Origin of the sequence: Neorhizobium sp. 2083 (assembly GCF_031455615.1) — a bacterium.
In the GTDB taxonomy this organism is placed as follows: domain Bacteria; phylum Pseudomonadota; class Alphaproteobacteria; order Rhizobiales; family Rhizobiaceae; genus Neorhizobium.
The window spans coordinates 676411-700517 of record NZ_JAVDTC010000002.1 but is presented as its reverse complement, the minus strand read 5'-3'; the positions used below and the strand labels follow the sequence as shown (position 1 = coordinate 700517).

Below are 24107 nucleotides of genomic sequence, written 5' to 3'. Positions count from 1 at the left end.
TCACCGAGCCCCGACACTTGCTAGGTGGCGATCCGAGCGTCGGATCTTGGGTGCTCTCCTAATCGTAACTTCCCAGAGAGCCTTCTCTATTCAGCTTGTCGGAGCGAAGCATCGAGCTGACGGACCAGTTCGCCGATCCGTCCGCCGCCAGTTGGAGCGGCTGGATAACGCTTGAGGACGTCCACCACTACTGGATGCGGGTGGATTGGTGTTTGCGTCATATGGCTGGCTTCGCCAGCGGGGTTCTCTTGGGAGGCGAGTTCGAACGCGCGCGCGGCGTGAGCGGCCGATCCGAGGATGTGCTTGACCTGAGCCGCCTTCGCCAGTGGGTGGAGAAAGGCCGCCCCGGCTGCCGCAAGCGCCGCGAGGGCGGCCTCGCTCGCAGCGGCCTTTCCAGCGTCGCGGGCTTCCTGAGCTGCCCGTTGCGCCCCCCAAGCGCTGTCCCGGAGCGCTTTGGTCCGGCGGCCTCCGTCGGCGAAATCCTGCGCGGCGTTGATCGCGTCCCGTGGGCGCGGGTCCTCGGGGCGTTCACGTTCGAAGATCGCCAATGCGGGTCGACCGCACGCTGCCGCATAACCGGTGACCTCGCGGAGTTCCGCCAGGCTGAGTTCGATGATCAAAGTGTCTTCCGCCATGGCCCCAAACGTTCCGGGTCGAATTTATCGGCATGCGGGCCTGCTTCGCACCCGGACAGGCGATCATGAGGCCTGTTCCGGTGCCGACGACCGGCGTTGTCGCTGGCGGCGTGTCCCCGTCATCCTCAGCTTGACCCGAGGATGACGGCATTTGCGGTGCGGCGAACCGCTATCAATCCGCCTTCGCCCGCCGTGCCGGGAACAGGATCACGTCGCGGATCGAGGGCGAATCCGTCAGCAGCATGACCAGGCGGTCGACGCCGATGCCGAGGCCGCCAGCCGGCGGCATGCCCTGGTCGATTGCGTCGAGGAACTCGTCGTCAAGCTGCTTGTCCTTCTCGCCGCGGGCATGCGCCTGTTCGAGCTGCTCGACCATCCGCTTGCGCTGTTCTTCCGGGTCGTTCAACTCGGAAAACGCATTGCCCAGTTCCCAGGCGTTGCAATAGGTCTCGAAACGTTCGACGAGGCGCGGTTCGCCCGGGACCTCCTTGGCGAAGGGCGAGATGTCCTTCGGGAAATGCGTCACGTGGCTTGGCTGGATCAGCGTGCCTTCGACCTTTTCCTCGAAGATGAAGGCAAGGCATTCGCCCCAGGTCCAGTCCTTCTCGACCGCGAAACCGGCGGCCTTGGCGGCGGTGCGGGCTTCCTCGTCGGTCTTGATGGCCAGGAAGTCGATGCCGGTCGCTTCCTTCACCGCGTCGGGCATCGGCACGCGCTTGAACGGGCCCTTGAAGGACAGTTCCTTGTCGCCGAACTTCACCTCGGTCGTGCCGTGGATGGTCATGGCCAAGGTCGAGAACATGCGCTCGACGAGGTCCATGATGTCCTCGTAGTCCGCATAGGCCCAATAGCACTCCATCATCGTGAATTCTGGATTGTGCCTTGTGGAAACCCCTTCGTTGCGGAAGTTGCGGTTGATCTCGAACACCTTGTCGGTGAGGCCCGAGACCAGCGTGCGCTTCAAAAACAGTTCCGGCGCGATGCGCAGGTACATGTCGAGCTTCAGCGTGTTGTGATGGGTCTTGAACGGCTCGGCGGTGGCGCCGCCATAGACCGAATGCAACATCGGTGTCTCGACTTCCATAAAACCGTCGTTTTCCATGAAGCGGCGGATGCCGGAGACGATGCGCGAGCGCTGCTGGAAGCGGAGCTTGGATTCCTCGTTGGTCATGATGTCGAGGTGGCGCTTGCGGTAGCGCAGCTCGACGTCCGACAGGCCGTGCCACTTTTCCGGCATCGGCAGCAGTGACTTGGTCAGCATGGTGATCGACTGGGCGTTGATCGACAGCTCGCCCCGCTTGGTGCGGCGGACCACGCCGGTGACACCGATGATGTCGCCGATGTCGATCATCGGCAGCATGTCGCGGGCCTCTTCCGGCGTGACGTCCTTGTGGGAGAAGATCTGGATTTTTCCGGATGCATCATGGATGTCCATGAACATGCCGGAATTGCGGGAGGAATAGACCCGGCCGGCGACGGTGACGATGTCCTGCGTCTCGACGTCCGCTTCCAGGTTCTTGTATTTCTCGGCCAGTTCCGCATTGGTCATGGTGCGGTGGAAATGCGCCGGATAGACGTCGCCGATCTTTTCGCGAAGGATGGCAAGCTTCTGGGCGCGCACCTGCGTGGCGTCGGAGGAGAGGGCGGTTTCAGTCGTCGTGTTCTCGGTCATCGTGTTTCGCCTTTTTCGGGCAGGTTTGTTGGTTTTGCAGTTGCAGCGGCTCGGCATGACCCTCCGCACAACCTCACGTTCGTCATCCTCGGGCTTGACCCGAGGATCCCATCTTTTAGCGCTCCGCTTCCTGCGTTCCAGCCTTCTCGGGCTGGGCTTGGATCCTCGGGTCAAGCCCGAGGATGACGGCGAGGAGGTGCCCGTCAACCGCCACGAGAGCGCAGCATATGCCTTACTTTCCGTCGCCCACCATGGACGCCACCACCGTCGCCGCGATCTTCAGCCGCTGCCTGACGACCGAGCGGCCGAGCAGCGCCATCGAGTCGAACAGCGGCAGCGAACGCTGCGAACCGGACATGGCGACGAAGAGCGGCGGGGTGACGACGCGCAGTTTCTTGCCCAGCTTGTCGGCGATGGCACGCAGTTCGCCGTCGATCGATTCGACATTGAACTCGATCATCTTCTCGAAATCGGCCTGAACCGTATTGATGATCTCCAGCGTTTCCGCCGGGCTGGTCTTCAGGCCCGCGAACGAAGCCGGCGTCAGGCCGACATCGGAAGACAGCAGGAAACCGGCGAGGTTCGGCAGTTCGCCGAGCTTGGAAATGCGGCTCTGAGAATGTTTCAGGCCTTCGGTCAGGCGGCTGTTCTCCATCGCCCATTCCAGCACGCGGGCGACGAATTCGTCGGGCGACAGCTTTTCGCGCAGCCAGCGGCCGTTCAGCCAGTCGAGCTTCTGGATGTCGAAGATCGCGCCGGCCTTGGAGAGGTTGTCCGGATCGAACTTTTCGGTCAGCTCGTCCATGGTCAGCATCTCCTCGCCTTCGGCGATCTGGATGAAGAACAGGCCCAGAAAGTTCATCAGCGCTTCCGGCAGGTAGCCGAGCGCGGAGTAATAGGAGATCGAGGTCGGGTTCTTGCGCTTCGACAGTTTCGACTTGTCGGCATTGCGCATCAGCGAGAGGTGCATGAACACCGGCTGTTCCCACTCGAAATAGCGGTAGAGCAGGATGTGCTTCGGCACCGAGGCCAGCCATTCCTCGCCGCGGGCGACGTGGGTGATCTTCATCAGATGGTCGTCGATGACATTAGCCATATGATAGGTCGGCATGCCGTCGCCCTTGATCAGCACCTGCATGTCGACCGAATCCCACGGGATCGACACGTCGCCGTAGACGCCGTCGTGGAAGTCGCAGGAGCCTTCGGTCGGGATCTTCATGCGGACGACCGAGGTCTCGCCAGAGGCCATCCGGGAGGTCACTTCCTCGGCCGTATAGCTCAGGCAGAGCCCGTCGTATTTCGGCGGCTTGCCGGCGGCGCGCTGGCCTTCGCGCATCTGCTCCAGGCGTTCCGGCGTGCAGAAGCAGCGAAAGGCATGACCCTTTTCGAGCAGCTGCTGCGCATAGGGCTGGTACATGTCCTTGCGGTCGGACTGGCGGTAGGGACCATAAGGTCCGCCGACATCCGGGCCTTCCGCCCAGGTCAGGCCCGTCCAGCGCAGCGCATCCAGAACCTTCTCCTCGAATTCCTGCGTCGAACGCGTCGCATCGGTATCCTCGATGCGCAGGATGAATTCGCCGCCGTGTTTCTTGGCGAAGAGATAGTTGAACAGCGCGATATAGGCGGTGCCGACATGCGGCTCGCCGGTCGGCGACGGGGCAATGCGGACGCGGGGCTTCGTGGCGATCATGAAGAATGCTCTATCTGTGGCGGCCGGAAAGGCGCCAAGCCTGTTTTTGAAATGCGGATTGGCGCAGGCTTAGGCCATATTCAGCCGCGAGCGTCAAGGTTTTTGGCCCTGGACCCCTACCTTACGGGCCAGACATACAGCAGTGCCGGCACGCTGACGAGGATGATCAGGAAGGAAAGCGGCAGGCCGAGCCTCGGATAGTCGGAAAACTTGTAGCCGCCGGGGCCGAAGACCAGCGTGTTGCACTGGTGGCCGACGGGGGTGAGGAAATCGCAGCCGGCGCCGATCGCCACCGCCATCAGGAAGGCTTCCGGCCGGAAGCCGAGATTGGTGGCGAAGCTCGCGGCGATCGGCCCCATAACGAGGACGGTGGCTGCATTGTTCAAAAAGGGTGTCACAGCCATGGCGGTAACGAGGATCAGGCCGATCGCGCCCCAGGCGGGCAGGCTTGCCGCCGCGTGGCCGAGCCAGCCGGCGATCAGCTCGCTGCCGCCGCTGGTGCGCAGCGAGTCCGAGACCGGGATCAATGCCGCGAGCATGACGAGGATCGGGCCGTCCACGGACTTGTAGAAGTCGTTGAGCGGGATCGCCCGGAAGACGACCATGCCGAGTGCGGCCGCAAAGAAGGCGACCGGAACCGGGGCGATGCCGACGGCGGTGGAGGCCATGGCAAGCGCCAGGATGACCAGCGGAATGAAGGCGCGGCGCTGTGTCCCGAGCAGGATCTCGCGCTGGGCGAGCGGCAGCAGTGAAAAATCCTGCAGCACCGCCGGCAGGTTCTTGCGGCTGCCCTGCAGTACCAGCACGTCGCCCGCCATCAGCGTGAGGTTACCCAGCCGCTCCTTCAGCCGCTCGCCGTGCCGGCTGATCGCCAGAAGATTGACGCCACGCGTATAGGCAAGCGCCAGTTCCTTGGCGGACAGGCCCTTCAGCGGGGATTCGCTTGTGATGATCGCCTCGACCGAAATCACGTCCGCCTGCGCCTGGCCGTTTTCCTTCAAGGGCTTGCCGGAGAGCTTCAGCTTGCCCGCCGAGACGATCCGGTCCAGCGCGGCCGACGGGCCTTCGAGGAGGACGATATCGCCTTCGCGCAGGACGAGATCGGGGAAGGGTGACATGCGGGCCGCTCCGCGAAGCACGGCGGTGGCCAGCACCTCGCCATCGCCATGCTTCAGGAGATCGCCGATCGATTTTTCCAGCAGCGTGGAATCGGCCGTCACGGAGACTTCCGACGTGTAGTTCTTGATCTCCACCGCCTCTTCGATCGAGCTGTTCTCCCTCGTTCGGCTCGGGACCAGCCAATGGAAGAACAAAAGGAAGGTGATGCCGACGACGGTGAGGGTCGCCCCCATCGGCGTGAAGTCGAACATCGTGAACGAGGTGCCGGTCAGTTCCTGGCGCAGCCGGGAGACGACGATGTTCGGCGAGGTGCCAATCTGCGTCATCAGCCCGCCAAGGAGAGCGGCAAACGCCATCGGCATCAGGTATTTGGATGGCGAGGCGCCGGATTTCCTCGAAAACTGGAAGGCGACCGGCATCATGATCGCCAGCGCCCCGATGTTCTTGATGAAGGCGGAGAGCAGGGCGACGACGATCATCAGCAGCGCGAGCTGGGTGTGAAGCGTGTTGAGGTTCGGGAAGAATTTCTTGATCGCGGTGTCGACGATGCCCGAGCGCGCCACGCCGGCGCTGACCACCAGGGCGCTGCCGACGATGATGACGATATCGTCGGAAAAGCCGGAAAACGCCTTGTCGACCGGCACGACGCCGAGCGCGACCGCCAGAACCAGCGCACAGCAGGCGACCACGTCGTAGCGGAAGCGATCCCAGATGAAGACCGCCATCATGATGGCGATGACGGAAAAGGCGAGGATCTGCTGAGTGGTCATGCCGCCCTTTATGTCGAGAGGATCGGCGGAAGGAAGACCGCCGGCAGAAGGAGGAGATGGCGCTGTTGCGCCGCCCGTCAATGCGGTGACGCGTTCAAAGTTACGGCGCGCCTGAGCGTTGGGGACGCGTGTCCACTGGACAATGAAGGCCGCTTCGTTAGGGTGTCGCGGCAAAACGACCGAATTGTTTTGAATGGAGATTTGTCGATGAGTGATGTTTTGAACGTGCCGGTGAAGCTGGCCGACGGGCGCGAGATCGCGCTTTCCGAATACAAGGGCAAGGTGATGCTGGTCGTCAACGTCGCCTCGAAATGCGGCCTGACCAAGCAGTATGAAGGCCTCGAAAAGCTCTATGAGGACAAGCGCAGCGACGGTTTCGTGATCGCAGCCTTCCCAGCCAACAACTTCAAGGGCCAGGAGCCGGGCACGGACGAGGAGATCGTCGAATTCTGCCAGCTCACCTATGATGTCAAATTCCCGATCTTCTCGAAGATCTCCGTCAAGGGCGAGGATAAGCACCCGCTCTACCAGGGGCTCACCGGCTCCGGCGTGCCGACCACCGGCGACGGCCCGATGAAGGAAAGGCTGCGCGGCTTCGGCATGGCGGTGGAGGACGACAACGAGATCGTCTGGAACTTCGAAAAATTCCTGATCGGCCGCGACGGCGAGATCAAGGCCCGGTTTGCGCCTGATGTCGATGCGCAGGACACCCGGCTGGTCGAGGCGGTCGAGAGGGAACTGGCGAAGGGGTGAGGGTCTCCACAACCCCGAGGCGCTGATCTGGTAAGGATTTTCGCGACGAGCCCGAGGACACGTGAGTCGCCGGATGCCATGGAAGCAACCGGCGGCGGTCCAGTCTTTCGATTATGCAGCTTCGGTGATCGCCATTTCCGCTGTGATGCGGTCCCAGGGAACGGTGATGCGGCCGTCTTCGCGCTTTTCGATGAGCCCGGTTTCAATCAATGCGATGACATCGGCATGGACCCCGCGATAATCCCGCTTCAGGGAATGGGCGAGCTGGCGGATGGAAGAAGCGCCAGCCGCCTTTAGGGCGCGCAGAAGCCGCCATCGATTGGCGGTCAACACCTTCAGGAGAAGATCCATGCTCTCGAAGGCGATCTCCCCTTCCTGGGCCTTCAAATCCCCGGCGTCGATCCGTGCGGCAACGCTCGCGGCATCTTTGAAAAATGCGCCCATATTCGAAACGTGGATTCGAACTTCGCTCATGCTTTCAACTCCCGGCGGACATCCTCCTCGAAATCCCGTATCATTCGCTCGAGGCTCACGAAACGATAAGGTTCCTCGTGATCGCGATAGTGACGATGATCGCCTTTGCCAGCCTCGTTGTCGTAACCGATGATCCTCTCTCCGGGGTTTCCGAAGAAAAACGAATATTTCAACCCATGCGGACGTTCTGGATTGCGATCGGGAAGCTGCCAGACCTTCATCTGGATGATCTTTCCATCATCCAGATGAAATTTCCGATCCATGATCAAGGTCGCACGCGCCATATGATGATCCATATAGCATATGCTGCAGATAGCATCAATCAGGCCCGGCCAAACCTATCCCGAAAGGCAGCGTTGGCCAGGATCAATGCAGCGTTTGCCCGCCGGCCTTCTTCCGCTTGCGGGCGTTCCTCGCCACCATGTTGAGCACTTCGACGCCGGCCGAGAATGCCATGGCGGCGTAGATATAGCCCTTCGGCACGTGCACGCCAAAACCCTCGACGATCAGCGTGCCGCCGATCATCAGCAGGAAGGCGAGTGCCAGCATCACGATGGTCGGGTTCTTCTCGATGAAGTTGGCGAGCGGGGTGGCAGCGACCAGCATCACGGTAACGGCGGCGACAACGGCGACGACCATGATCGGCAGGTGCGGCGTCATACCGACGGCGGTGATGATCGAGTCGATCGAGAAGACGAGGTCGAGCAGCAGGATCTGGCCGATCGCCGAGGCAAAACTCATCTTGACCACGTCCTTGCCGGCGCCGACCAGATCCTCCTTGTGATCGTCGACGTCGACGGAGTGATGGATTTCCTTGGTCGCCTTGTAGACGAGGAACAGGCCCCCGGCGATCAGGATCAGATCCTTCCAGGAGAAACCGTGGCCGAAGGCCTCGAAGATCGGATTGGTGAGCTGGACGATCCAGGCAACGGTGCCGAGCAGGCCGAGACGCATGACGAGCGCCAGACCGATACCGATCTTGCGGGCTTTCTCGCGGCTTTCGGGAGGCAGTTTGTTGGTAAGGATGGATATGAAGATCAGGTTGTCGATGCCGAGCACGACTTCCATGACCACGAGTGTAACAAGCGCTACCCAGGCCGCCGGGTCTGCTACGAGCGCTGCAATGTCCATCCATATCTCCTGTTTTCAATCGCTAGGCGTAAATGCCAGCCCGATTTAAGGACTGAAGACGGGAAGACAAGAGGAGGTTGCGCCACAACCTCCCGGAATCAGGCATGTTCTTTGGTTTTTGTGGTCACGGACGCGTTATGAACGCCATAAGCCGCCATGAATACCTTGATCGCACCGGTCACGGACCGGTCGAGTTCGCGGAACGGCGGCACGTCGTCGAGGTCGCCGAACAGGCGGAACTTGAAGAAGCTGCCGCTCACCATGTCGATGAACTGCCGAGCCGCCAGGTCCGTATCCTCGACCTCCAGATTGCCGAGCGCGATGTGGCGTTTAAGGAAATCCTCAAGAACTGTGCGTACGTTGTGAGACGGCGAATTGAAGAAGTGCTGGCAGATGCTCGGCAGGCGGTCGACAACACCGATGACGGTACGCATCGCGCTGATCACCTGCGGGGAGGTAATATGCGTCGCAAATCCCATGCCGAAGCGGTAGAGCCCACTTTCGACCTCCTCGCTGCCGGCAAGAATGTCGCGCATTCGAAGCGTGATGCGCTCGCGCTCGCGGGCGACGATGGCGCTGAACAGGTCTTCCTTGTTCTGGAAATAGACGTAGATCGTCCCTTTCGAGACGCCCGCCTCGCGGGTGATGTCGTTCATGCTCGCGGCGTCGAAGCCGAGCTTCATGAAGACACTCTTTGCCCCGTCGATGATCTGTTCCCGTTTCGCCGGATCCTCGCCCGCTGCGAACCGTCCGCCGGGAACCGGATCGCATGTTTCCAGTTTCCTAGTCTGCCTGGCCATTTCGATGCCCTTTTTTAACCTTTTCGAACCGAGCGGTTCGATTGCTCTTGATATGTGTCATCGAAGGGTCTATGTCAAGCTCGCTGAACCGATCGGTTCGATGAAATAAGACGCTCCCAAGACGGTAGATAGAAGATGACGTCCTCTCAGAATACCGGCGCATTGCGCGCCGTGACGACGGAAAATGCCGGCCTGTCCGAGGCCGAGGCGCGCAAGGCGCCGCTGCCGGCTGCGGAACAGCCCGCGGCCGCCGAGGCGATCGCGGCACCGGCCGCCGCCAAGGCGCCTGAAAAGAAGAAGCGGCGTGGCCTCCTTCTGCCGATCATCGCGCTTGCCCTCCTCGGTGGCGCCGGTTGGTATGGTTACAACTGGTGGATCGACGGTCGGTTCCTGGTTTCGACGGACGATGCATATGTCGAAGGCGATATCGCCGTCATCTCGCCAAAGGTTTCCGGTTACGTCGCCAAGGTCAATGTCGTCGAAAACCAGGCCGTCAAGGCGGGCGACCCGCTCGTGACCCTCGACGATGGCGATTATCAGCTGGCGCTGCGCAAGGCGCAAGCTGCGATCGAATCCGCCAATCTCGCCGTTTCCCGCATCGATGCGCAGATCGTCGGCGGCGAGGCTGCCGTCAAGCAGGCTCGGGCCCAGCAGGGCGCACTGGAAGCGGCCGTTCGCGGCGCTGAGATCAACCAGAAGCGTGCAAGCAGCCTGCAGCAAAGCGCGGTCGGCACCGCCGCCTCTCTCGATACCGCCCAGATCGCGCTCGAGCAGGCGCGGGCGAACCTCGTCGCCGGCCAGGCGGCGGTCGCGTCGGCCGAAGCCAATATCGGCCTCCTGCATGCGCAGCGGGACGAAGCGGTCAATACGATCCATACCCAGGAACTCGCCCGCGACCAGGCGCAGCGCGACCTGAACTTCACGGTGCTGAAGGCGCCCTATGACGGCGTCATCGGCAACCTCGCAGTCCAGACCGGCGACCTCGTGTCGACGGGCAAGCGTCTTGCGTCGCTGGTGCCGCTGACCGAGCTCTATATCGAGGCGAATTTCAAGGAAACCCAGCTCGGCAACCTGCAGCCGGGTTCCAAGGTCCGCGTCCATGTGGATGCCTATGACGATCACAACATCACCGGCACGGTAGTGTCGATCGCGCCGGCTTCCGGTGCCGTGTTCTCGATGCTGCCGCCGGAAAACGCGACGGGCAACTTCACCAAGGTCGTGCAGCGCGTACCGGTGCGCATCTCGATCCCCAAGGAAGATCTGGAGCGCCAGCATCTTCGCGCCGGCCTGAGCGTGGTCGTCGATGTCGATACCCGCACCGCGCCCGGCACCAGCGCCGTCGCCGCCAAGTAAAGAGAAACGAGGAGAGCGGCCATGGCAGGAGCAACGGCCACGGCGGGCGCCCACCCGATCGCAATGCCCGCCGACCAGCCCATGGACCGGCGCAAGCTCATCGCCTTCTTTGCGATGGTCTTCGGCATGTTCATGTCGATCCTCGACATCCAGATCGTCTCGGCATCGCTTGCGGAAATCCAGGCCGGCCTTTCCGCCGGCTCGGACGAGATCGCCTGGGTGCAGACCTCCTATCTGATCGCCGAAGTGATCATGATCCCGCTGTCGGGAACGCTGGCGCGCATCATCTCGACGCGTTATCTCTTCGCCATCTGCGCCGCCGGCTTCACGCTTGCCAGCGTCCTGTGCGCCACGGCCACCAATATCGAGCAGATGATCGTCTACCGCGCCCTGCAGGGCTTTATCGGCGGCGGGATGATCCCCTCCGTGTTCGCTGCCGCCTTCACGATCTTCCCTCCGTCGAAGCGCAGCATCGTCTCTCCGATCATCGGCCTCGTCGCGACGCTGGCGCCGACCATCGGCCCGACGGTCGGCGGTTACCTGTCCAATTCCTTCTCCTGGCACTGGCTGTTCCTGGTCAACGTGATCCCGGGCATCATCGTGACGGCCGTCACCTTCACCATGATCGATTTCGACAAGCCGCAGCTGCAGCTGATGAAGAAGTTCGACTGGTGGGGCCTCGCTTCCATGGCGGTTTTCCTCGGTTCGCTGGAATACGTGCTGGAAGAGGGCAACAACAAGGACTGGTTCAGCGACGAGAAGATCGTCATCGGCAGCGTTTTCATCGTCATCGGCGCGGTCGTGTTCTTCTGGCGGGCCTTCAAGGTCGAGTTTCCGGTCGTCGACCTCAGAGCCTTCGGCAATGCCAATTTCGCCTTCGGTTCGCTGTTCTCCTTCATCATGGGGGTCGGGCTCTACGGGCTTACCTACCTCTATCCGCTCTATCTCGGCCGCATCCGCCACTACGATTCGCTGATGATCGGCGAGACCATGTTCGTCTCGGGCATCGCCATGTTCGTCTCCGCGCCGCTGGTCGGGCGGCTGTCGAACATCGTCGACCTGCGCGTCCTGATGGCGGTCGGTTTCGGCTCGTTTGCGGTCGGCACCTACCTGATGACCGGACTGACCGCCGACTGGGATTTCTACGAGCTGCTGCTGCCGCAGATCCTGCGCGGGTTCGGGATGATGATGTGCATGGTGCCGATCAGCAATATCGCGCTCGGCACGCTTGCGCCGCAACGCATCCAGGGCGCATCGGGCCTTTTCAACCTGACCCGCAATTTGGGCGGCGCGGTCGGCCTCGCCGTCATCAACACGGCGCTGACCCAGCGTTCCGACGAGCACTACGCCCGGCTTTCCGAACACGTCAATTACGGCAATCCGGCCGCGATGAACTGGCTCGACAGCGTCGGCGCCAACTACAATTCGTTCGGCCTCGACGGCAGCTCCGTCGCGCTTCAGAAGATCTCGGGCATCATCACCCAGCAGGCCTGGCTGCTTTCCTTCATGGATGTCTTCTACATCCTGACCGCCCTGTTCGGCAGCCTGATCTTCTTCGTCTTCCTGATCGCCAAGCCGGCCCGCCCCGCGGGTGCCGGCGGCGGCGGGCACTGATTTCAGCATTCCACCGCCGAGAAGGGGCCGCCACGCAAGTGGCGGCCTTTTTCTTTTGGTGTTTTCGCGGTCCTGAAACACGTACCTCAAATTTTGATTTACGTACCTCAGAATTTCGGCTAACACGGTCCGCGGAGGAATTGATGAAGCCCACCGTCCACGACATAGCGAAGATTGCAGGCGTCAGCCTCGCCACCGTCGATCGGGTTCTGAACGGCCGGCCGGGCGTGCGTTCCGTCACCCGCGGCAAGGTGGAGGAGGCGATCACCTCGCTTGGCTACGTGCGCGATCTCGCTGCCGCCAATCTTGCCAAGAGCCGGACCTATTCCTTCGTCTTCATCCTGCCGGCCAACGACAACTCGTTCATGATCGGCTTGCATGAGGAAGTGCGGGGCGCGGTCGCCCGTTCCAGCGCCGAGCGCACCGATATCCGCATCGTCGACGTGCCGCCGTTCGATGCGCGTGCCCTGGTCGCGGCGCTCGAAGCCGTGCTTGTCGAAAAACCGGCGGGGGTCGCCTTCGTCGCCATCGACACGCGGGACGTCCGTGCCGTCACGGAGCGCCTGCGGCAGGCCGGCATCCCGATGGTGACCCTGGTCTCCGACCTGCCGGATTCGTCCCGCGACCATTATGCGGGCATCGACAATATCGCCGCCGGCCGCACGGCGGGCAGCCTGATGGGCCGTTTCCTCAGCGGTCCTTTCCTCGGCGAAGGGGGCGCGACCGTCGCGGTGCTGGCCGGCTCCATGCTGGTGCGCGACCATCGCGAGCGGCTGGAAGGGTTTTCCGCCGTCATCGACCAGGCCTATCCGAAGGTTCACATCCTGCCGGTCCTCGAAGGGCGCGACGATCCGGCACTTGCCGAAACGATGATCGCGGATACGCTGCGCCGGAACGCCGACATTGCCGGCATCTACAGTCTGGGCGCCGGCAACCGCGGCCTCATTCGCGCGCTGCACAGGGCGCGCGGCCCCAGCCGGCCGCTCGTCATCGCCCATGAACTAACCGCCTCGACCCGTGCGGCACTTGCCGACGGTGTCATCGACGCGGTGCTGAACCAGGATGCGGGGCACGAGGTCCGCAGCGCCATCCGCGTGCTGAAGGCCAAGGCCGACGGGCTGCCGGTGCTTGCCGCGCAGGAGCGCATCCGCATCGACATTTTTCTGAAAGACAATCTGCCCTGAAGGCAGAAGAGGGAGTAGCACCATGTATCTCGGTCTCGATCTCGGCACGTCCGGCGTGAAGGCCATGCTGATCGACGGCGATCAGCGGATTATCGGCTCGGCCAGCGGCTCGCTCGACGTCTCGCGTCCGCATTCCGGCTGGTCGGAGCAGGATCCGGCCCACTGGATCCGCGCAACGCAGGAGGCCGTCGCCGGCATCAAGGCGAAGTTCCCGAAGGAGCTGGAGGCCGTGAAGGGCATCGGCCTTTCCGGCCAGATGCATGGAGCGACGCTGCTCGATGCCGAAGACGAGGTGCTGCGGCCCTGCATTCTGTGGAACGATACGCGTTCCCACGTGGAAGCGGCAGCTCTCGATGCGAACCCGATCTTCCGCAAGCTCACCGGTAACATCGTCTTCCCGGGCTTTACCGCCCCGAAGCTCGTCTGGGTCGCCAAGAACGAGCCGGAAATTTTCGCCAAGGTCGCCAAGGTGCTGCTGCCGAAGGATTACCTGCGCCTCTGGCTGACCGGGGAGCATATGTCCGAAATGTCGGACTCGGCGGGCACGTCCTGGCTCGATACCGGCGCCCGCAAGTGGTCGTCCGAACTCCTGGCGGCGACGGGGCTTTCCGAACGCCAGATGCCGTCGCTGGTCGAGGGTACCGAGCAGGCCGGGAAGCTTCGCTCCGAGCTCTGCTCGTCCTGGGGCATTTCCGGTGAAGTCGTCGTTGCCGGCGGGGCAGGGGACAACGCGGCGTCGGCCTGCGGCATGGGCACGGTTGCGGAGGGCAATGCCTTCGTATCGCTCGGCACGTCCGGCGTGCTGTTTGCCGCCAACGGTTCCTACCTGCCGAAACCGGAAAGCGCCGTGCATGCCTTCTGCCACGCGCTGCCGAAGACCTGGCACCAGATGGGCGTCATCCTGTCGGCGACCGACGCGCTCAACTGGTATTCGCACATTGCGGCGAAGGCCGCGGCCGAACTCACCCAGGAACTCGGCGATACGCTGAAGGTCCCGTCCGGGGTCACCTTCCTGCCTTACCTTTCCGGCGAACGCACGCCGCATAACGACGCGGCCATCCGCGGCGCCTTCATCGGCCTCGAACACGAAAGCAGCCGCGCGGTGCTGACCCAGGCGGTGCTCGAAGGCGTCACGTTCGCCATCAGGGACAATCTCGAAGCGCTCAAATCCGCCGGCACCTCGATTTCCCGGGTCACCGCGATCGGCGGCGGCTCGCGCTCGCGCTACTGGCTGGCCTCGATCGCCACCTCGCTCGGCGTGCCGGTCGATATCCCGGCGGACGGCGATTTCGGCGCTGCCTTCGGCGCCGCCCGGCTTGGCCTGATCGCTGCGACAGGTGCCGACCCGGTTGCGGTCTGCTCGGCGCCGAGGACGGAAGAGACGATCGAGCCGGTCTCGGGGCTTTCGGAGGCTTATGAGACCGCATACGCCCGCTACCGCGCGCTCTATCCGGCGATCAAGTCGCTGGCGCAGTGAAATCGAGGTTTGCCCCTCACCCTCTCCCCGCTTGCGGGGAGAGGGGACATGCCTCGCTCGACGTTCAAGGGGGCGGATAGCTCACTGCGAGCCCCCTTCGCCCCGTTTACGGGGAGAAGGTGCCGGCAGGCGGATGAGGGGCGCTTAAGAAGATCGAACACATCACAATGAGGAAACGACCATGAGCACAGGCTTTTTCGGAGACATCCAGAAAATCAAATACGAGGGCCCGGACAGCACCAATCCGCTCGCCTTCCGCTTCTACAATCCCGACGAGATCGTCGCCGGCAAGCGCATGGAGGATCACCTGCGCTTTGCGGTCGCCTATTGGCATACCTTCACCTGGCCGGGCGGCGATCCCTTCGGCGGCCAGACCTTCCAGCGCCCCTGGTTCTCGGACACGATGGAAGCCGCCAAGATGAAGGCCGACGTCGCCTTCGAATTCTTCCAGTTGCTCGGCGCACCTTTCTACTGCTTCCACGACGCCGACGTGCGTCCGGAAGGCAATAACTTTGCCGAGAATACGAAGAACCTCAACGAGATCGTCGATTATTTCGAGAAGAAGCAGGCCGAGACGGGCGTGAAGCTTCTCTGGGGTACGGCGAACCTGTTCTCCAACCGCCGCTATATGTCTGGCGCCGCCACCAATCCGGATCCGGACGTCTTTGCGTTCGCAGCGGCAACGGTAAAAACCTGCCTCGACGCAACCAAGCGCCTCGGCGGTTCCAACTACGTGCTCTGGGGCGGTCGCGAAGGGTACGAGACGCTGCTCAACACCGATCTCTCGCGCGAGCTCGACCAGATGGGCCGCTTCCTCAACCTCGTCGTCGAATACAAGTACAAGATCGGCTTTGAAGGCACGATCCTGATCGAGCCGAAGCCGCAGGAGCCGACCAAGCACCAGTACGACTACGACGTCTCGACCGTCTACGCCTTCCTGCAGAAGAACGGGCTCGAGAAGGAAGTGAAGGTCAATATCGAGCAGGGCCATGCAATCCTTGCCGGCCATTCCTTCGAACATGAAATCGCCATGGCCAACGCCTTCGGCATTTTCGGTTCGATCGACATGAACCGCAACGACATGCAGTCCGGCTGGGATACCGACCAGTTCCCGAACAACGTGCCGGAAATGGCGCTCGCCTATTACCACGTGCTCGCCGGCGGCGGCTTCCAGAACGGCGGCACCAATTTCGACGCCAAGCTTCGCCGCCAGTCGCTCGATCCGGAGGACCTCTTGATCGGTCATATCGGCGGCATGGACTGCTGCGCACGCGGCATCAAGGCCGCGGCGAAGATGATCGACGACGGCGCGCTCAAAGCTCCGCTCGACGCTCGCTACGAAAAGTGGGACAGCCCCGAATACCAGAAGATGCTGCGCGGCGAATACAAGCTCGACGACATCGCCTCCTGGGTCGAGAAGCAGGACATCAACCCGGAACCGAAGTCGGGCCGCCAGGAATACCTGGAAAACGTCGTCAATCGTTACGTTTGAAATGTCTTATGTCTGCCGTGCTCTTCCAGGAAGGGCACGGCAGTGCGGTCTCTCGGCGTTCAAGCGACCTTGAGGGTGGGTATATTGCTCGTGTCAATTTCCCTTTCCGCATGCCAGGCGTCGTAGGCGGCCTGCATGCGAAGCCAGATGGCGGCGCCATCGCCGAACATCTTTCCCAGCCGGGCGGCTACGGAAGGAGAAACAGGCTTCCTTTCGCGAATGATGTCGTAGAGCTGCTGGCGTGAAATGCCGAGCAGCTCGGCAATCTCCACTTTCGTCTTGCCGGTGGCAGGAATAATTTCGTCCAGCAATGCGCCAGGATGAGAGGGGCATCTTTCAGCGCCCCGAGTCGCGACATATTCGATCATTGTTCAGTCTCCTTCTCGGTCGCAACCGACCTGTCAGTGGTACTGCTCGAAATCGACACGAGCAGCATCCCTTCCATCGAATTCGAACGTCACGCACCACGGCCCGTTGACATGTACTGTGTAGCGCGTCGGGTCGAACCCGTTGAGAGCATGGAAGTTAAATCCGGGGAGATTGAGATCCTCCGGTTTCTCTGCGACATCCAAACGGTCAAGTCGGACAAGAATGCGCTTATGCAGTCTGGCATCAATTTTGCCGGTTTTCCCGGTTGCAAAAAGATCCGCCAGCGCTTTGCTCCTGAATGACTTGATCATGTTTTATGTATGCAAATAGCTTACATAAAGTCAATGCGAAGGTTGCGCATGCGACTGGAAGTCCATATCAACCAAGGGGAGAATTTTCGTCGGCCATTCTCCTACGTTCCCGTGCAAGCGTGGGAAATCTGCTTTACGTACCTCAGAATCTGGGCTAGCGTTCTCGTCGGAGGAGCTTGGGAGCAGATGATCATATACAGGCGTGCTGTCCGTAACGTCACGGTCCGCTGTCGGGCTGCGCATGGCCCCATGGTCACGGGTGCCGCCCGATGATCTCCGCGGACGCGAGCCCCGCCGTGCCTCTGTTCGAAGCGACCGGCCTTTCCAAGACATTCGGCGTCGTCGAGGTGCTGAAGGACATCAACCTCACTGTCCGCGCCGGCGAGGTGCATGCGATCATCGGTGAAAACGGCGCCGGCAAGTCGACGCTGATGAAGATCATTGCCGGCAACCAGCCGCCGACCCGCGGCGAGATGAAGATCGACGGCGAGACCGTCACCTTTTCCGGCCCGGTCGACGCGGAACATCGCGGCATCGTGCTGGTGCACCAGGAGATCCTGCTCGCGCCGGATCTGACGGTCGCCCAGAATATCTATCTCGGCCGCGAGCTGCACAAGGGCGTCTTCATCGACGACCGCGCCATGAACGAGGGTGCCGCAAAGGCGGTCCGTGGCCTCGGCAGCGATATCGACCCGAACACGATCGTCAGCCGCCTGTCGATCGCCCAGCGCCAGCTGGTGCAGATCGCCCGCGTACTCCTGGTGCCGCACCGCATCGTCATCTTCGACGAGCCGACCGCGTCGCTAACGCCGCACGAGACGGAGGCGCTGCTGAAAGTCATCCGGCAGATCCGCGCCAAGGGTGTCGGCGTGCTCTACATTTCCCACCGCCTGCCGGAGGTAAAGGAGATCGCCGACCGGGTGACGGTGCTGCGCGACGGAAAGCTCGTCGCCAGCCATGACGTCAGCGAACTCCAGCCGGCCGACATGGCGCGGCTGATGGTCGGCCGCGACGTTGCCAAGCTCTATCCGGACCGCCATGCGGGCGCAGCGCGCGAAACCGTGCTCGAAGTCGAGCATCTCAACGTACCCGGTTATGCACAGGACGCCTCGTTCCAGCTGAGGAAGGGCGAGATCCTCGGTTTTGCCGGCCTTGTCGGTGCCGGTCGCACGGAGCTGATGGAGGGCATGGTCGGCCTTAGGCCGAGCCGCGGCACGGTCCGGCATCTCGGTAAACCGGTCAATTTCCGGGACGTGCATGCGAGCCTCAAGGCCGGCATCGTCTATCTGTCGGAAGACCGCAAGGGCAAGGGCCTGCTGCTCACCAAGGACCTGATCGTCAACCTGACGCTCGCCTCGCTCGGCAAGTTCGCGGGCGCCCTGCAGATCGACCGCAAGCGGGAAAGTGCCGCGCTCGACAAGGCGATCCGCGACTTCGATATTCGAACCGGCCGAAAGGATATCCTCGCGGGCCAGCTATCGGGCGGCAACCAGCAGAAACTGCTGCTCGCCAAGATGATGCTGCTCGATCCGTCGATCGTCATCATCGACGAGCCGACGCGCGGCATCGATATCGGCAACAAGGAACAGATCTACAAATTCATCGCCAACCTGGCGGAGGAGGGCCGTTCGATCATCGTCGTCTCCTCGGAAATGCCCGAACTGATCGGCATCTGCGACCGCATCCTGGTCATGCGCTCCGGCCGGATCGTCGGCGAGGTGACGGGGGACCACATGAACGAAAACGAAATCGTCGTGCTCGCCACGGGCGTCACCAAAGGGGAGGCTGCGTGATGGCGAATGTCGCGACCGAAACGGCCAAGGCGCCGAAGACCTCCAAGGACTGGGACATGGCGGCGGTGGCGCCGTTCATCGCGCTCGCCCTTCTGCTGGTGCTCGGCTATTTCGCCAACCCGAATTTTATGACGACCGCCAACCTTATGAACGTCGTCACCCGCAGTTCTTTTATTGCCGTCATCGCGCTCGGGGCGACCTACGTGATCACCTCGGGCGGGCTCGATCTTTCCGTCGGGGCGATGCTCGCCTTCGTCGCCAGCCTGATGATCCTGTTCCTGAACTCGGGCACGGTCGCCGACCCGACGCTTGCTCTCATAGCGGGCATGGCGCTGGCGATCGCGATCGGGGCCGCCTGTGGGCTCGCCAACGGCCTGGTCACCACGATCGGCCGGATCGAACCCTTCATCGCGACGCTCGGCACGATGGGCATCTATCGCGGGCTGACCACCTGGCTTTCCCAGGGCGGCGCCATCACGGTGCGCGACCGCGATATCATGACGCTCTACCGGCCGTTCTATTCCGGCTCTGTCGTCGGCGTGCCGGTGCCGATCATCGTCATCTTCGTGACCGCCGCGATCGCCGCCTTCGTGCTCTACCGCACCCGCTACGGCCGGCATGTGACGGCGGTCGGCTCCAACGAGGACGTGGCGCGTTATTCCGGGATTTCGATCAACCGGGTGCGCACGGTCACCTATGTCATCCAGGGGCTGTGCGTCGCCGTTGCAGTGCTGCTCTACGTGCCGCGCCTCGGCTCGACATCGGCGACGACCGGCAGCTTCTGGGAATTGCAGGCGATCACAGCCGTGGTCGTCGGCGGCACGGCGCTCCGGGGAGGGGTCGGCCGTATCTGGGGCACGATCTGCGGCGCCTTCATTCTGGAAATCGTCGGCAACATCATGCTGCTGTCCAATTTCGTCAGCGAATACCTGATCGGCGCCATCCAGGGAGCGATCATCATCATCGCCATGCTGGTTCAAAGGTCGCTGATGCGGAAATGAGGAGATTGACCGGGCTGATGGGTCGCGTCCGGTCTTCAAATAAAGGACCCTGATATGTGGGAGAGAGAAACAATGCGCAGACAAATTTTGGGACTGGCCGTGGCGTCGCTGGCGCTTCTCGCCGGCACAGCCTTCGCCCAGGACAAGAAGGTGACGATCGGCGTTTCCATTCCGGCCGCCGACCATGGCTGGACCGCCGGCGTCGTATTTCATGCCGAACGCGTCGCCAAGCTGCTGATGAAGGAACATCCGGGCCTCAACGTCATCGTCAAGACCTCGCCGGATGCGGCAAGCCAGGCGAACGCCGTGCAGGATCTCGCGGTCCAGGGCCTCGATGCGCTGGTCATCCTGCCGTCCGACCCGGATCCGCTCGTCAACGCCATCCAGCAGGTCAAGGACAAGGGCACGTTCGTGGCGCTCGTCGACCGCGCGCCTTCGGTCAACGACAGCACCATCCGTGACCTCTATGTCGCTGGCAACAACCCGGCGCTCGGCCAGGTCGCCGGTGAGTACATCAAGAAGACGACGCCGGACGCGCAGGTCGTCGTCATCCGCGGCTTGCCGATCCCGATCGACCAGCAGCGCCAGGACGGCTTCGACAAGGGCATTGCCGGCTCCAAGGTGAAGGTCCTCGATCGCCAGTTCGGCAACTGGAGCCGCGACGACGCGTTCAAGGTCATGCAGGACTACCTGACCAAGTATCCAAAGATCGACGTGGTCTGGTGCCAGGACGACGACATGGCCGTCGGCGTTCTCGAAGCCATCGCCCAGGCCAAGCGGACCGACATCAAGTATGTCGTCGGCGGCGCGGGCTCCAAGGACATGGTCAAGAAGGTCATGGACGGCGACAAGATGATCCCGGTCGATGTTCTCTATCCGCCGGCAATGGTGGCGACCGCCATGGAACTCACCGCCGGCAATTTCTACGACAAGGTTCCGGTCAGCGGCACCTACATCCTTGACGCCACGCTGGTGACGAAGGACAACGCCAAGAACTTCTACTTCCCGGATTCTCCGTTCTGATAACGGCGTCCTGATGAAGATCGGCGGCGCCCGCTTGTGTGGGCGCCGCTATCCCCGGTCACCTCATTCCTGTGCTTGTCACGGGAATCCAGCGCGCCCAAGTCCTTGGGCGCGAAAGAGCCTTCCCAAGGCGCCGACGCATCTTGGCCGGGTTCCTGTGACAAGCACAGGAATGAGGGATGAGGGTTGTTCCAGACCAACTGCATGTAGCCGAAGAGGAAACATCATGAAGACGATCAAGGGCCCCGCCATCTTTCTCGGCCAGTTCGCGGGCGACGCGGCGCCGTTCAACACCTGGGACGGGATCACAAAATGGGCTGCCGACAAGGGTTATGTCGGCGTGCAGGTGCCGACCTGGGCGGGCCAGCTCATCGACCTGAAAAAAGCCGCCGCCTCCAAGGATTATTGCGACGAATTCGCAGGCGTGGCGCGGGCGAACGGCGTCGAGGTGACCGAGCTCTCGACCCATCTGCAGGGCCAGCTGGTTGCCGTGCACCCCGCTTATGACGAAGCTTTCGACGGCTTTGCCGCTCCCGAAGTGCGCGGCAATCCGAAGGCACGCCAGGCCTGGGCGGTCGAGCAGGTCAAGATGGCGCTCACCGCCTCGAAACATCTCGGGATCAAGGCGCATGCGACCTTTTCGGGCGCGCTGGCCTGGCCGTTCATCTATCCCTGGCCGCAGCGCCCGGCCGGTCTCGTCGAGACCGCCTTCGACGAGCTTGCCAAGCGCTGGACGCCGATCCTCAACCACGCGGAAGACTGCGGCGTCGACGTCGCCTACGAGATCCATCCCGGCGAAGACCTGCATGACGGCGTCACGTTCGAGATGTTCCTGGAGCGGGTGAAGAACCATCCGCGCGCCAACATGCTCTACGACCCGTCGCATTACGTGCTGCAATGCCTCGACTATCTCGACCACATCGACATCTACAAGGACCGGATCAAGATGTTCCACGTCAAGGACGCGGAATTCAACCCGACCGGCCGGCAGGGCGTCTATGGCGGCTACCAGGGCTGGGTCGGCCGCGCCGGCCGATTCCGCTCGCCCGGCGACGGCCAGGTCGATTTCGGCTCGATCTTCTCGAAAATGGCCGCCAACGATTTCGACGGCTGGGCCGTGGTCGAATGGGAATGCGCGCTGAAGAATTCCGAGGACGGAGCCCGCGAGGGCGCCGAATTCGTCAAGGCCCACATCATCAACGTCACCGAGAAGGCGTTCGACGACTTTGCGTCGGGCGGCACGGACGAGGCGGCGAACCGGCGGATGCTGGGGCTCTAGGCCCGGCGTCGGCTGCGCGGATGCCGCCCCTCACCCTCACCCTCTCCCCGCGGGCGGGGAGAGGGGACTTGCCACGTGCAACGCTGGAGAGGGACGGAAACGTCGCGGCACCTGTCCTTCTCCCCGTCAGAGCGGGGAGAAGGTGCCCGGCAGGGCGGATGAGGAGCGTCCCACACGGAGATGAGCTTGAGATACCTAACAAGTTGGGTTATGGATGCATGGTCACCGTCCTGCGGCAACATGGCCTGCGGTTCGTTATCTATACGGCGGATCACGAGCCTCCCCACGTGCATGTCTACGGCGACGGCGAAGCGCGCATTGATATCGAGACACTAAAGATCCTGACGCAGGGTGGGATGTCTGACCGGGATGTCCGCCGAGCCGCCGAGATTATCGAGGCCAACCGGCAGTTATTCCGGGAGACTTGGAGAAAGTACCATGGTTGAGATCACGGATGCCGAACTCGCCCAGGCAAAATTACGGTGGGATACGGAGCGGGCGCAAAGGCCCCTACCGGTCTCGGTTCGTTTCGACCCGTCCTCCGGCCGCATCGTCGTGGAATTCGCCAACGGGGCGGCGTTCATGGTCCCGGCCCGTTCTCTCGAAGGCTTGGCTGAGGCGACGGACGAACAACTGTCCGAGGTCGAACTGCTCGGGGAAACCGGCCTGCACTGGGAAAGCCTGGATGTCGATTATTCGATTTCAGGCCTGATGAGCGGCATCTTCGGCAGCCGGACCTTTATGGAAGCACAACGTCGCGGCGGGCAATCGAAGTCGCCGGCAAAGATCGCGGCAAGCCGCGCCAATGGCGCCAAGGGCGGGCGGCCGCGCAAGGCTGCAACGAACACCTGAGGCCTCGTGGCCTCTCGATATATTCAAATCTTTCAGGAGAAACATCATGGCAATTGAAGGCAAGGACGAACAGGCGCGGGAGCCGCGGATTCGGCTCGGCATGGTCGGCGGCGGTGCGGGGGCGTTCATCGGGGCGGTGCATCGCATGGCGGCCAGGCTGGACGACCAGTTCGAGCTCGTCGCCGGGGCGCTGTCGTCGTCGCCGGAAAAGGCGATCGCGTCGGGCCGCGATCTCGGGCTCGATCCGTCGCGCACCTACGGGTCCTACAAGGAGATGGCGATCCGTGAGGCACGGCTGAAGGACGGGATCGAGGCGGTCTCGATCGTGACGCCGAACCACGTGCACTACGAAGCGGCGAAGGAATTCCTGAAGCGCGGCATCCATGTGATCTGCGACAAGCCGCTCACCTCCAACCTCGGGGATGCCAGGAAGATGAAGAAGGCGGCCGACGAGAGCGGCGCGCTGTTCATCCTCACCCACAATTACACCGGTTATCCGATGGTGCGGCAGGCCCGCGAAATGGTCGCCAACGGCGATCTCGGAAAGATCCGCGTCGTGCAGGTCGAATATCCGCAGGACTGGCTGACCGAGGCCGTCGAGCAGACCGGCGCCAAACAGGCCGTCTGGCGCACCGATCCGGCCCAGTCGGGTGCCGGCGGTTCGACCGGCGATATCGGCACGCATGCCTATAACCTCGCCGCCTTCGTCACCGGGCTGACGCTGGACAGCCTCGCGGCCGATCTCGACAGTTTTGTCGAAGGCCGCCGCCTCGACGACAATGCGCATGTGATGCTGCGCTACGAAGGCGGCGCCAAGGGCATGCTCTGGTGCAGCCAGGTGGCGCCGGGCCACGAGAACGGGCTCAAGATCCGCGTCTATGGCACCAAGGGCGGCATCGAATGGGTGCAGGCGGATCCGAACTATCTGTGGTTCACGCCATTCGGCGAGCCGAAACGCCTGATCACCCGCAACGGCGCCGGTTCCGGCCCGTCCGCCGCCCGCGTCAGCCGCATCCCTTCCGGCCATCCGGAAGGTTATCTCGAAGCGTTCGCGACCATCTACACGGAAGCCGCCCGCGCCATCAACGCCGCCAAGAAGGGCGTCGCGATCGACAAGGCGGTGGTCTACCCGACCGTGGACGACGGCGTTAAGGGGGTTGCGTTCGTCGAGGCGTGTGTCGCGTCTTCGAAGAAGAACGGGGCTTGGGTTAAGCTTTAAGGCTTCATGAAAACTGGCGCCGGCTCAGTCGGCGCCAATGTGCCTTTGTTAAAGCGGTTGTGTCCTCTGCAACGTTTCAGGAATCTCCACATAAAC

23 protein-coding genes are annotated in these 24107 nt (G+C 62.5%); 13 read left to right on the top strand and 10 right to left on the bottom strand.

Features of this window, described 5'->3' with window-relative positions; all coding sequences use genetic code 11:
• Window positions 1-86 precede the first annotated feature (86 nt).
• The 4 genes from J2X76_RS11645 to J2X76_RS11630 all read right to left on the bottom strand — a co-directional run bounded on the left by J2X76_RS11645 (window position 87) and on the right by J2X76_RS11630 (window position 5886).
• A complete protein-coding gene (locus J2X76_RS11645) occupies window positions 87-635 on the bottom strand; it encodes a putative immunity protein (RefSeq protein ID WP_310216078.1) in 549 nt (182 codons plus the stop codon).
• Between the two features lie 172 nt (window positions 636-807).
• Window positions 808-2307 (bottom strand): lysine--tRNA ligase, encoded by a 1500-nt coding sequence (gene lysS, locus J2X76_RS11640; protein ID WP_310216076.1) that lies wholly within the window; start codon window positions 2305-2307, stop codon window positions 808-810.
• Between the two features lie 232 nt (window positions 2308-2539).
• Window positions 2540-3997 (bottom strand): glutamate--tRNA ligase, encoded by a 1458-nt coding sequence (gene gltX, locus J2X76_RS11635; protein WP_310216074.1) that lies wholly within the window; start codon window positions 3995-3997, stop codon window positions 2540-2542.
• Between the two features lie 116 nt (window positions 3998-4113).
• Window positions 4114-5886 carry an SLC13 family permease gene (locus J2X76_RS11630; RefSeq protein ID WP_310216072.1) on the bottom strand — a complete coding sequence of 591 codons (1773 nt, stop codon included), beginning with the start codon at window positions 5884-5886 and terminating at the stop codon, window positions 4114-4116.
• Window positions 5887-6093: 207 nt separating this feature from the next.
• On the opposite strand from J2X76_RS11630, the gene J2X76_RS11625 reads away from it, so the two are divergent.
• Window positions 6094-6639 (top strand): glutathione peroxidase, encoded by a 546-nt coding sequence (locus J2X76_RS11625; RefSeq protein WP_310216070.1) that lies wholly within the window; start codon window positions 6094-6096, stop codon window positions 6637-6639.
• Window positions 6640-6750: 111 nt separating this feature from the next.
• Here J2X76_RS11625 and J2X76_RS11620 read toward each other — a convergent pair whose 3' ends face one another.
• From J2X76_RS11620 to J2X76_RS11605, 4 genes are all read right to left on the bottom strand, one after another.
• Window positions 6751-7113, bottom strand: a complete 363-nt coding sequence (locus J2X76_RS11620) for a hypothetical protein (RefSeq protein WP_310216069.1) — start codon at window positions 7111-7113, stop codon at window positions 6751-6753.
• Complete coding sequence (locus tag J2X76_RS11615; protein WP_310216067.1) at window positions 7110-7397, bottom strand: DUF6516 family protein; 288 nt, start codon at window positions 7395-7397, stop codon at window positions 7110-7112. The genes J2X76_RS11620 and J2X76_RS11615 overlap by 4 nt, the downstream gene beginning before the upstream one ends.
• Window positions 7398-7479: 82 nt before the next feature.
• On the bottom strand, window positions 7480-8244 hold the full coding sequence (locus J2X76_RS11610) for a TerC family protein (protein ID WP_113125726.1): 765 nt from the start codon (window positions 8242-8244) through the stop codon (window positions 7480-7482).
• Window positions 8245-8342: 98 nt separating this feature from the next.
• A complete protein-coding gene (locus tag J2X76_RS11605) occupies window positions 8343-9044 on the bottom strand; it encodes a TetR/AcrR family transcriptional regulator (RefSeq protein ID WP_113125725.1) in 702 nt (233 codons plus the stop codon).
• Between the two features lie 135 nt (window positions 9045-9179).
• On the opposite strand from J2X76_RS11605, the gene J2X76_RS11600 reads away from it, so the two are divergent.
• From J2X76_RS11600 to xylA, 5 genes are all read left to right on the top strand, one after another.
• On the top strand, window positions 9180-10397 hold the full coding sequence (locus tag J2X76_RS11600) for an HlyD family secretion protein (RefSeq protein WP_113125724.1): 1218 nt from the start codon (window positions 9180-9182) through the stop codon (window positions 10395-10397).
• A gap of 21 nt (window positions 10398-10418) precedes the next feature.
• A complete protein-coding gene (locus J2X76_RS11595; RefSeq protein WP_113125723.1) occupies window positions 10419-12011 on the top strand; it encodes a DHA2 family efflux MFS transporter permease subunit in 1593 nt (530 codons plus the stop codon).
• 143 nt (window positions 12012-12154) lie between these two features.
• On the top strand, window positions 12155-13195 hold the full coding sequence (locus J2X76_RS11590) for a LacI family DNA-binding transcriptional regulator (RefSeq protein ID WP_113125722.1): 1041 nt from the start codon (window positions 12155-12157) through the stop codon (window positions 13193-13195).
• Between the two features lie 22 nt (window positions 13196-13217).
• Complete coding sequence (gene xylB / locus J2X76_RS11585; protein WP_310216057.1) at window positions 13218-14672, top strand: xylulokinase; 1455 nt, start codon at window positions 13218-13220, stop codon at window positions 14670-14672.
• Window positions 14673-14853: 181 nt separating this feature from the next.
• Window positions 14854-16164, top strand: coding sequence for a xylose isomerase (gene xylA / locus J2X76_RS11580; RefSeq protein ID WP_310216054.1), 1311 nt, complete (start codon window positions 14854-14856; stop codon window positions 16162-16164).
• A gap of 59 nt (window positions 16165-16223) precedes the next feature.
• Here xylA and J2X76_RS11575 read toward each other — a convergent pair whose 3' ends face one another.
• The gene (locus J2X76_RS11575; protein ID WP_113282708.1) at window positions 16224-16532 is read right to left on the bottom strand and encodes a HigA family addiction module antitoxin; all 309 of its coding nucleotides are present in this window, start codon (window positions 16530-16532) and stop codon (window positions 16224-16226) included.
• Between the two features lie 33 nt (window positions 16533-16565).
• Window positions 16566-16844, bottom strand: coding sequence for a type II toxin-antitoxin system RelE/ParE family toxin (locus tag J2X76_RS11570; protein ID WP_113282709.1), 279 nt, complete (start codon window positions 16842-16844; stop codon window positions 16566-16568).
• Between the two features lie 269 nt (window positions 16845-17113).
• Here J2X76_RS11570 and J2X76_RS11565 point away from each other — a divergent pair, with 269 nt between their 5' ends.
• The 7 genes from J2X76_RS11565 to J2X76_RS11535 all read left to right on the top strand — a co-directional run bounded on the left by J2X76_RS11565 (window position 17114) and on the right by J2X76_RS11535 (window position 24011).
• Window positions 17114-18637, top strand: a complete 1524-nt coding sequence (locus tag J2X76_RS11565) for a sugar ABC transporter ATP-binding protein (RefSeq protein ID WP_310216051.1) — start codon at window positions 17114-17116, stop codon at window positions 18635-18637.
• Window positions 18637-19638 (top strand): ABC transporter permease, encoded by a 1002-nt coding sequence (locus J2X76_RS11560; protein WP_310216048.1) that lies wholly within the window; start codon window positions 18637-18639, stop codon window positions 19636-19638. The genes J2X76_RS11565 and J2X76_RS11560 overlap by 1 nt, the downstream gene beginning before the upstream one ends.
• Window positions 19639-19710: 72 nt before the next feature.
• A complete protein-coding gene (locus J2X76_RS11555; protein WP_113125717.1) occupies window positions 19711-20661 on the top strand; it encodes a substrate-binding domain-containing protein in 951 nt (316 codons plus the stop codon).
• Window positions 20662-20887: 226 nt separating this feature from the next.
• Complete coding sequence (locus J2X76_RS11550; RefSeq protein WP_310216044.1) at window positions 20888-21940, top strand: sugar phosphate isomerase/epimerase; 1053 nt, start codon at window positions 20888-20890, stop codon at window positions 21938-21940.
• A 218-nt stretch (window positions 21941-22158) separates the two neighbouring features.
• Window positions 22159-22386: a DUF4160 domain-containing protein gene (locus J2X76_RS11545; RefSeq protein WP_113125772.1), complete on the top strand. Its 228-nt coding sequence runs from the start codon at window positions 22159-22161 to the stop codon at window positions 22384-22386.
• Window positions 22379-22792: a DUF2442 domain-containing protein gene (locus tag J2X76_RS11540; protein WP_113125715.1), complete on the top strand. Its 414-nt coding sequence runs from the start codon at window positions 22379-22381 to the stop codon at window positions 22790-22792. The genes J2X76_RS11545 and J2X76_RS11540 overlap by 8 nt, the downstream gene beginning before the upstream one ends.
• A gap of 46 nt (window positions 22793-22838) precedes the next feature.
• Window positions 22839-24011 carry a Gfo/Idh/MocA family oxidoreductase gene (locus J2X76_RS11535; RefSeq protein ID WP_310216038.1) on the top strand — a complete coding sequence of 391 codons (1173 nt, stop codon included), beginning with the start codon at window positions 22839-22841 and terminating at the stop codon, window positions 24009-24011.
• Window positions 24012-24107: the final 96 nt, after the last annotated feature.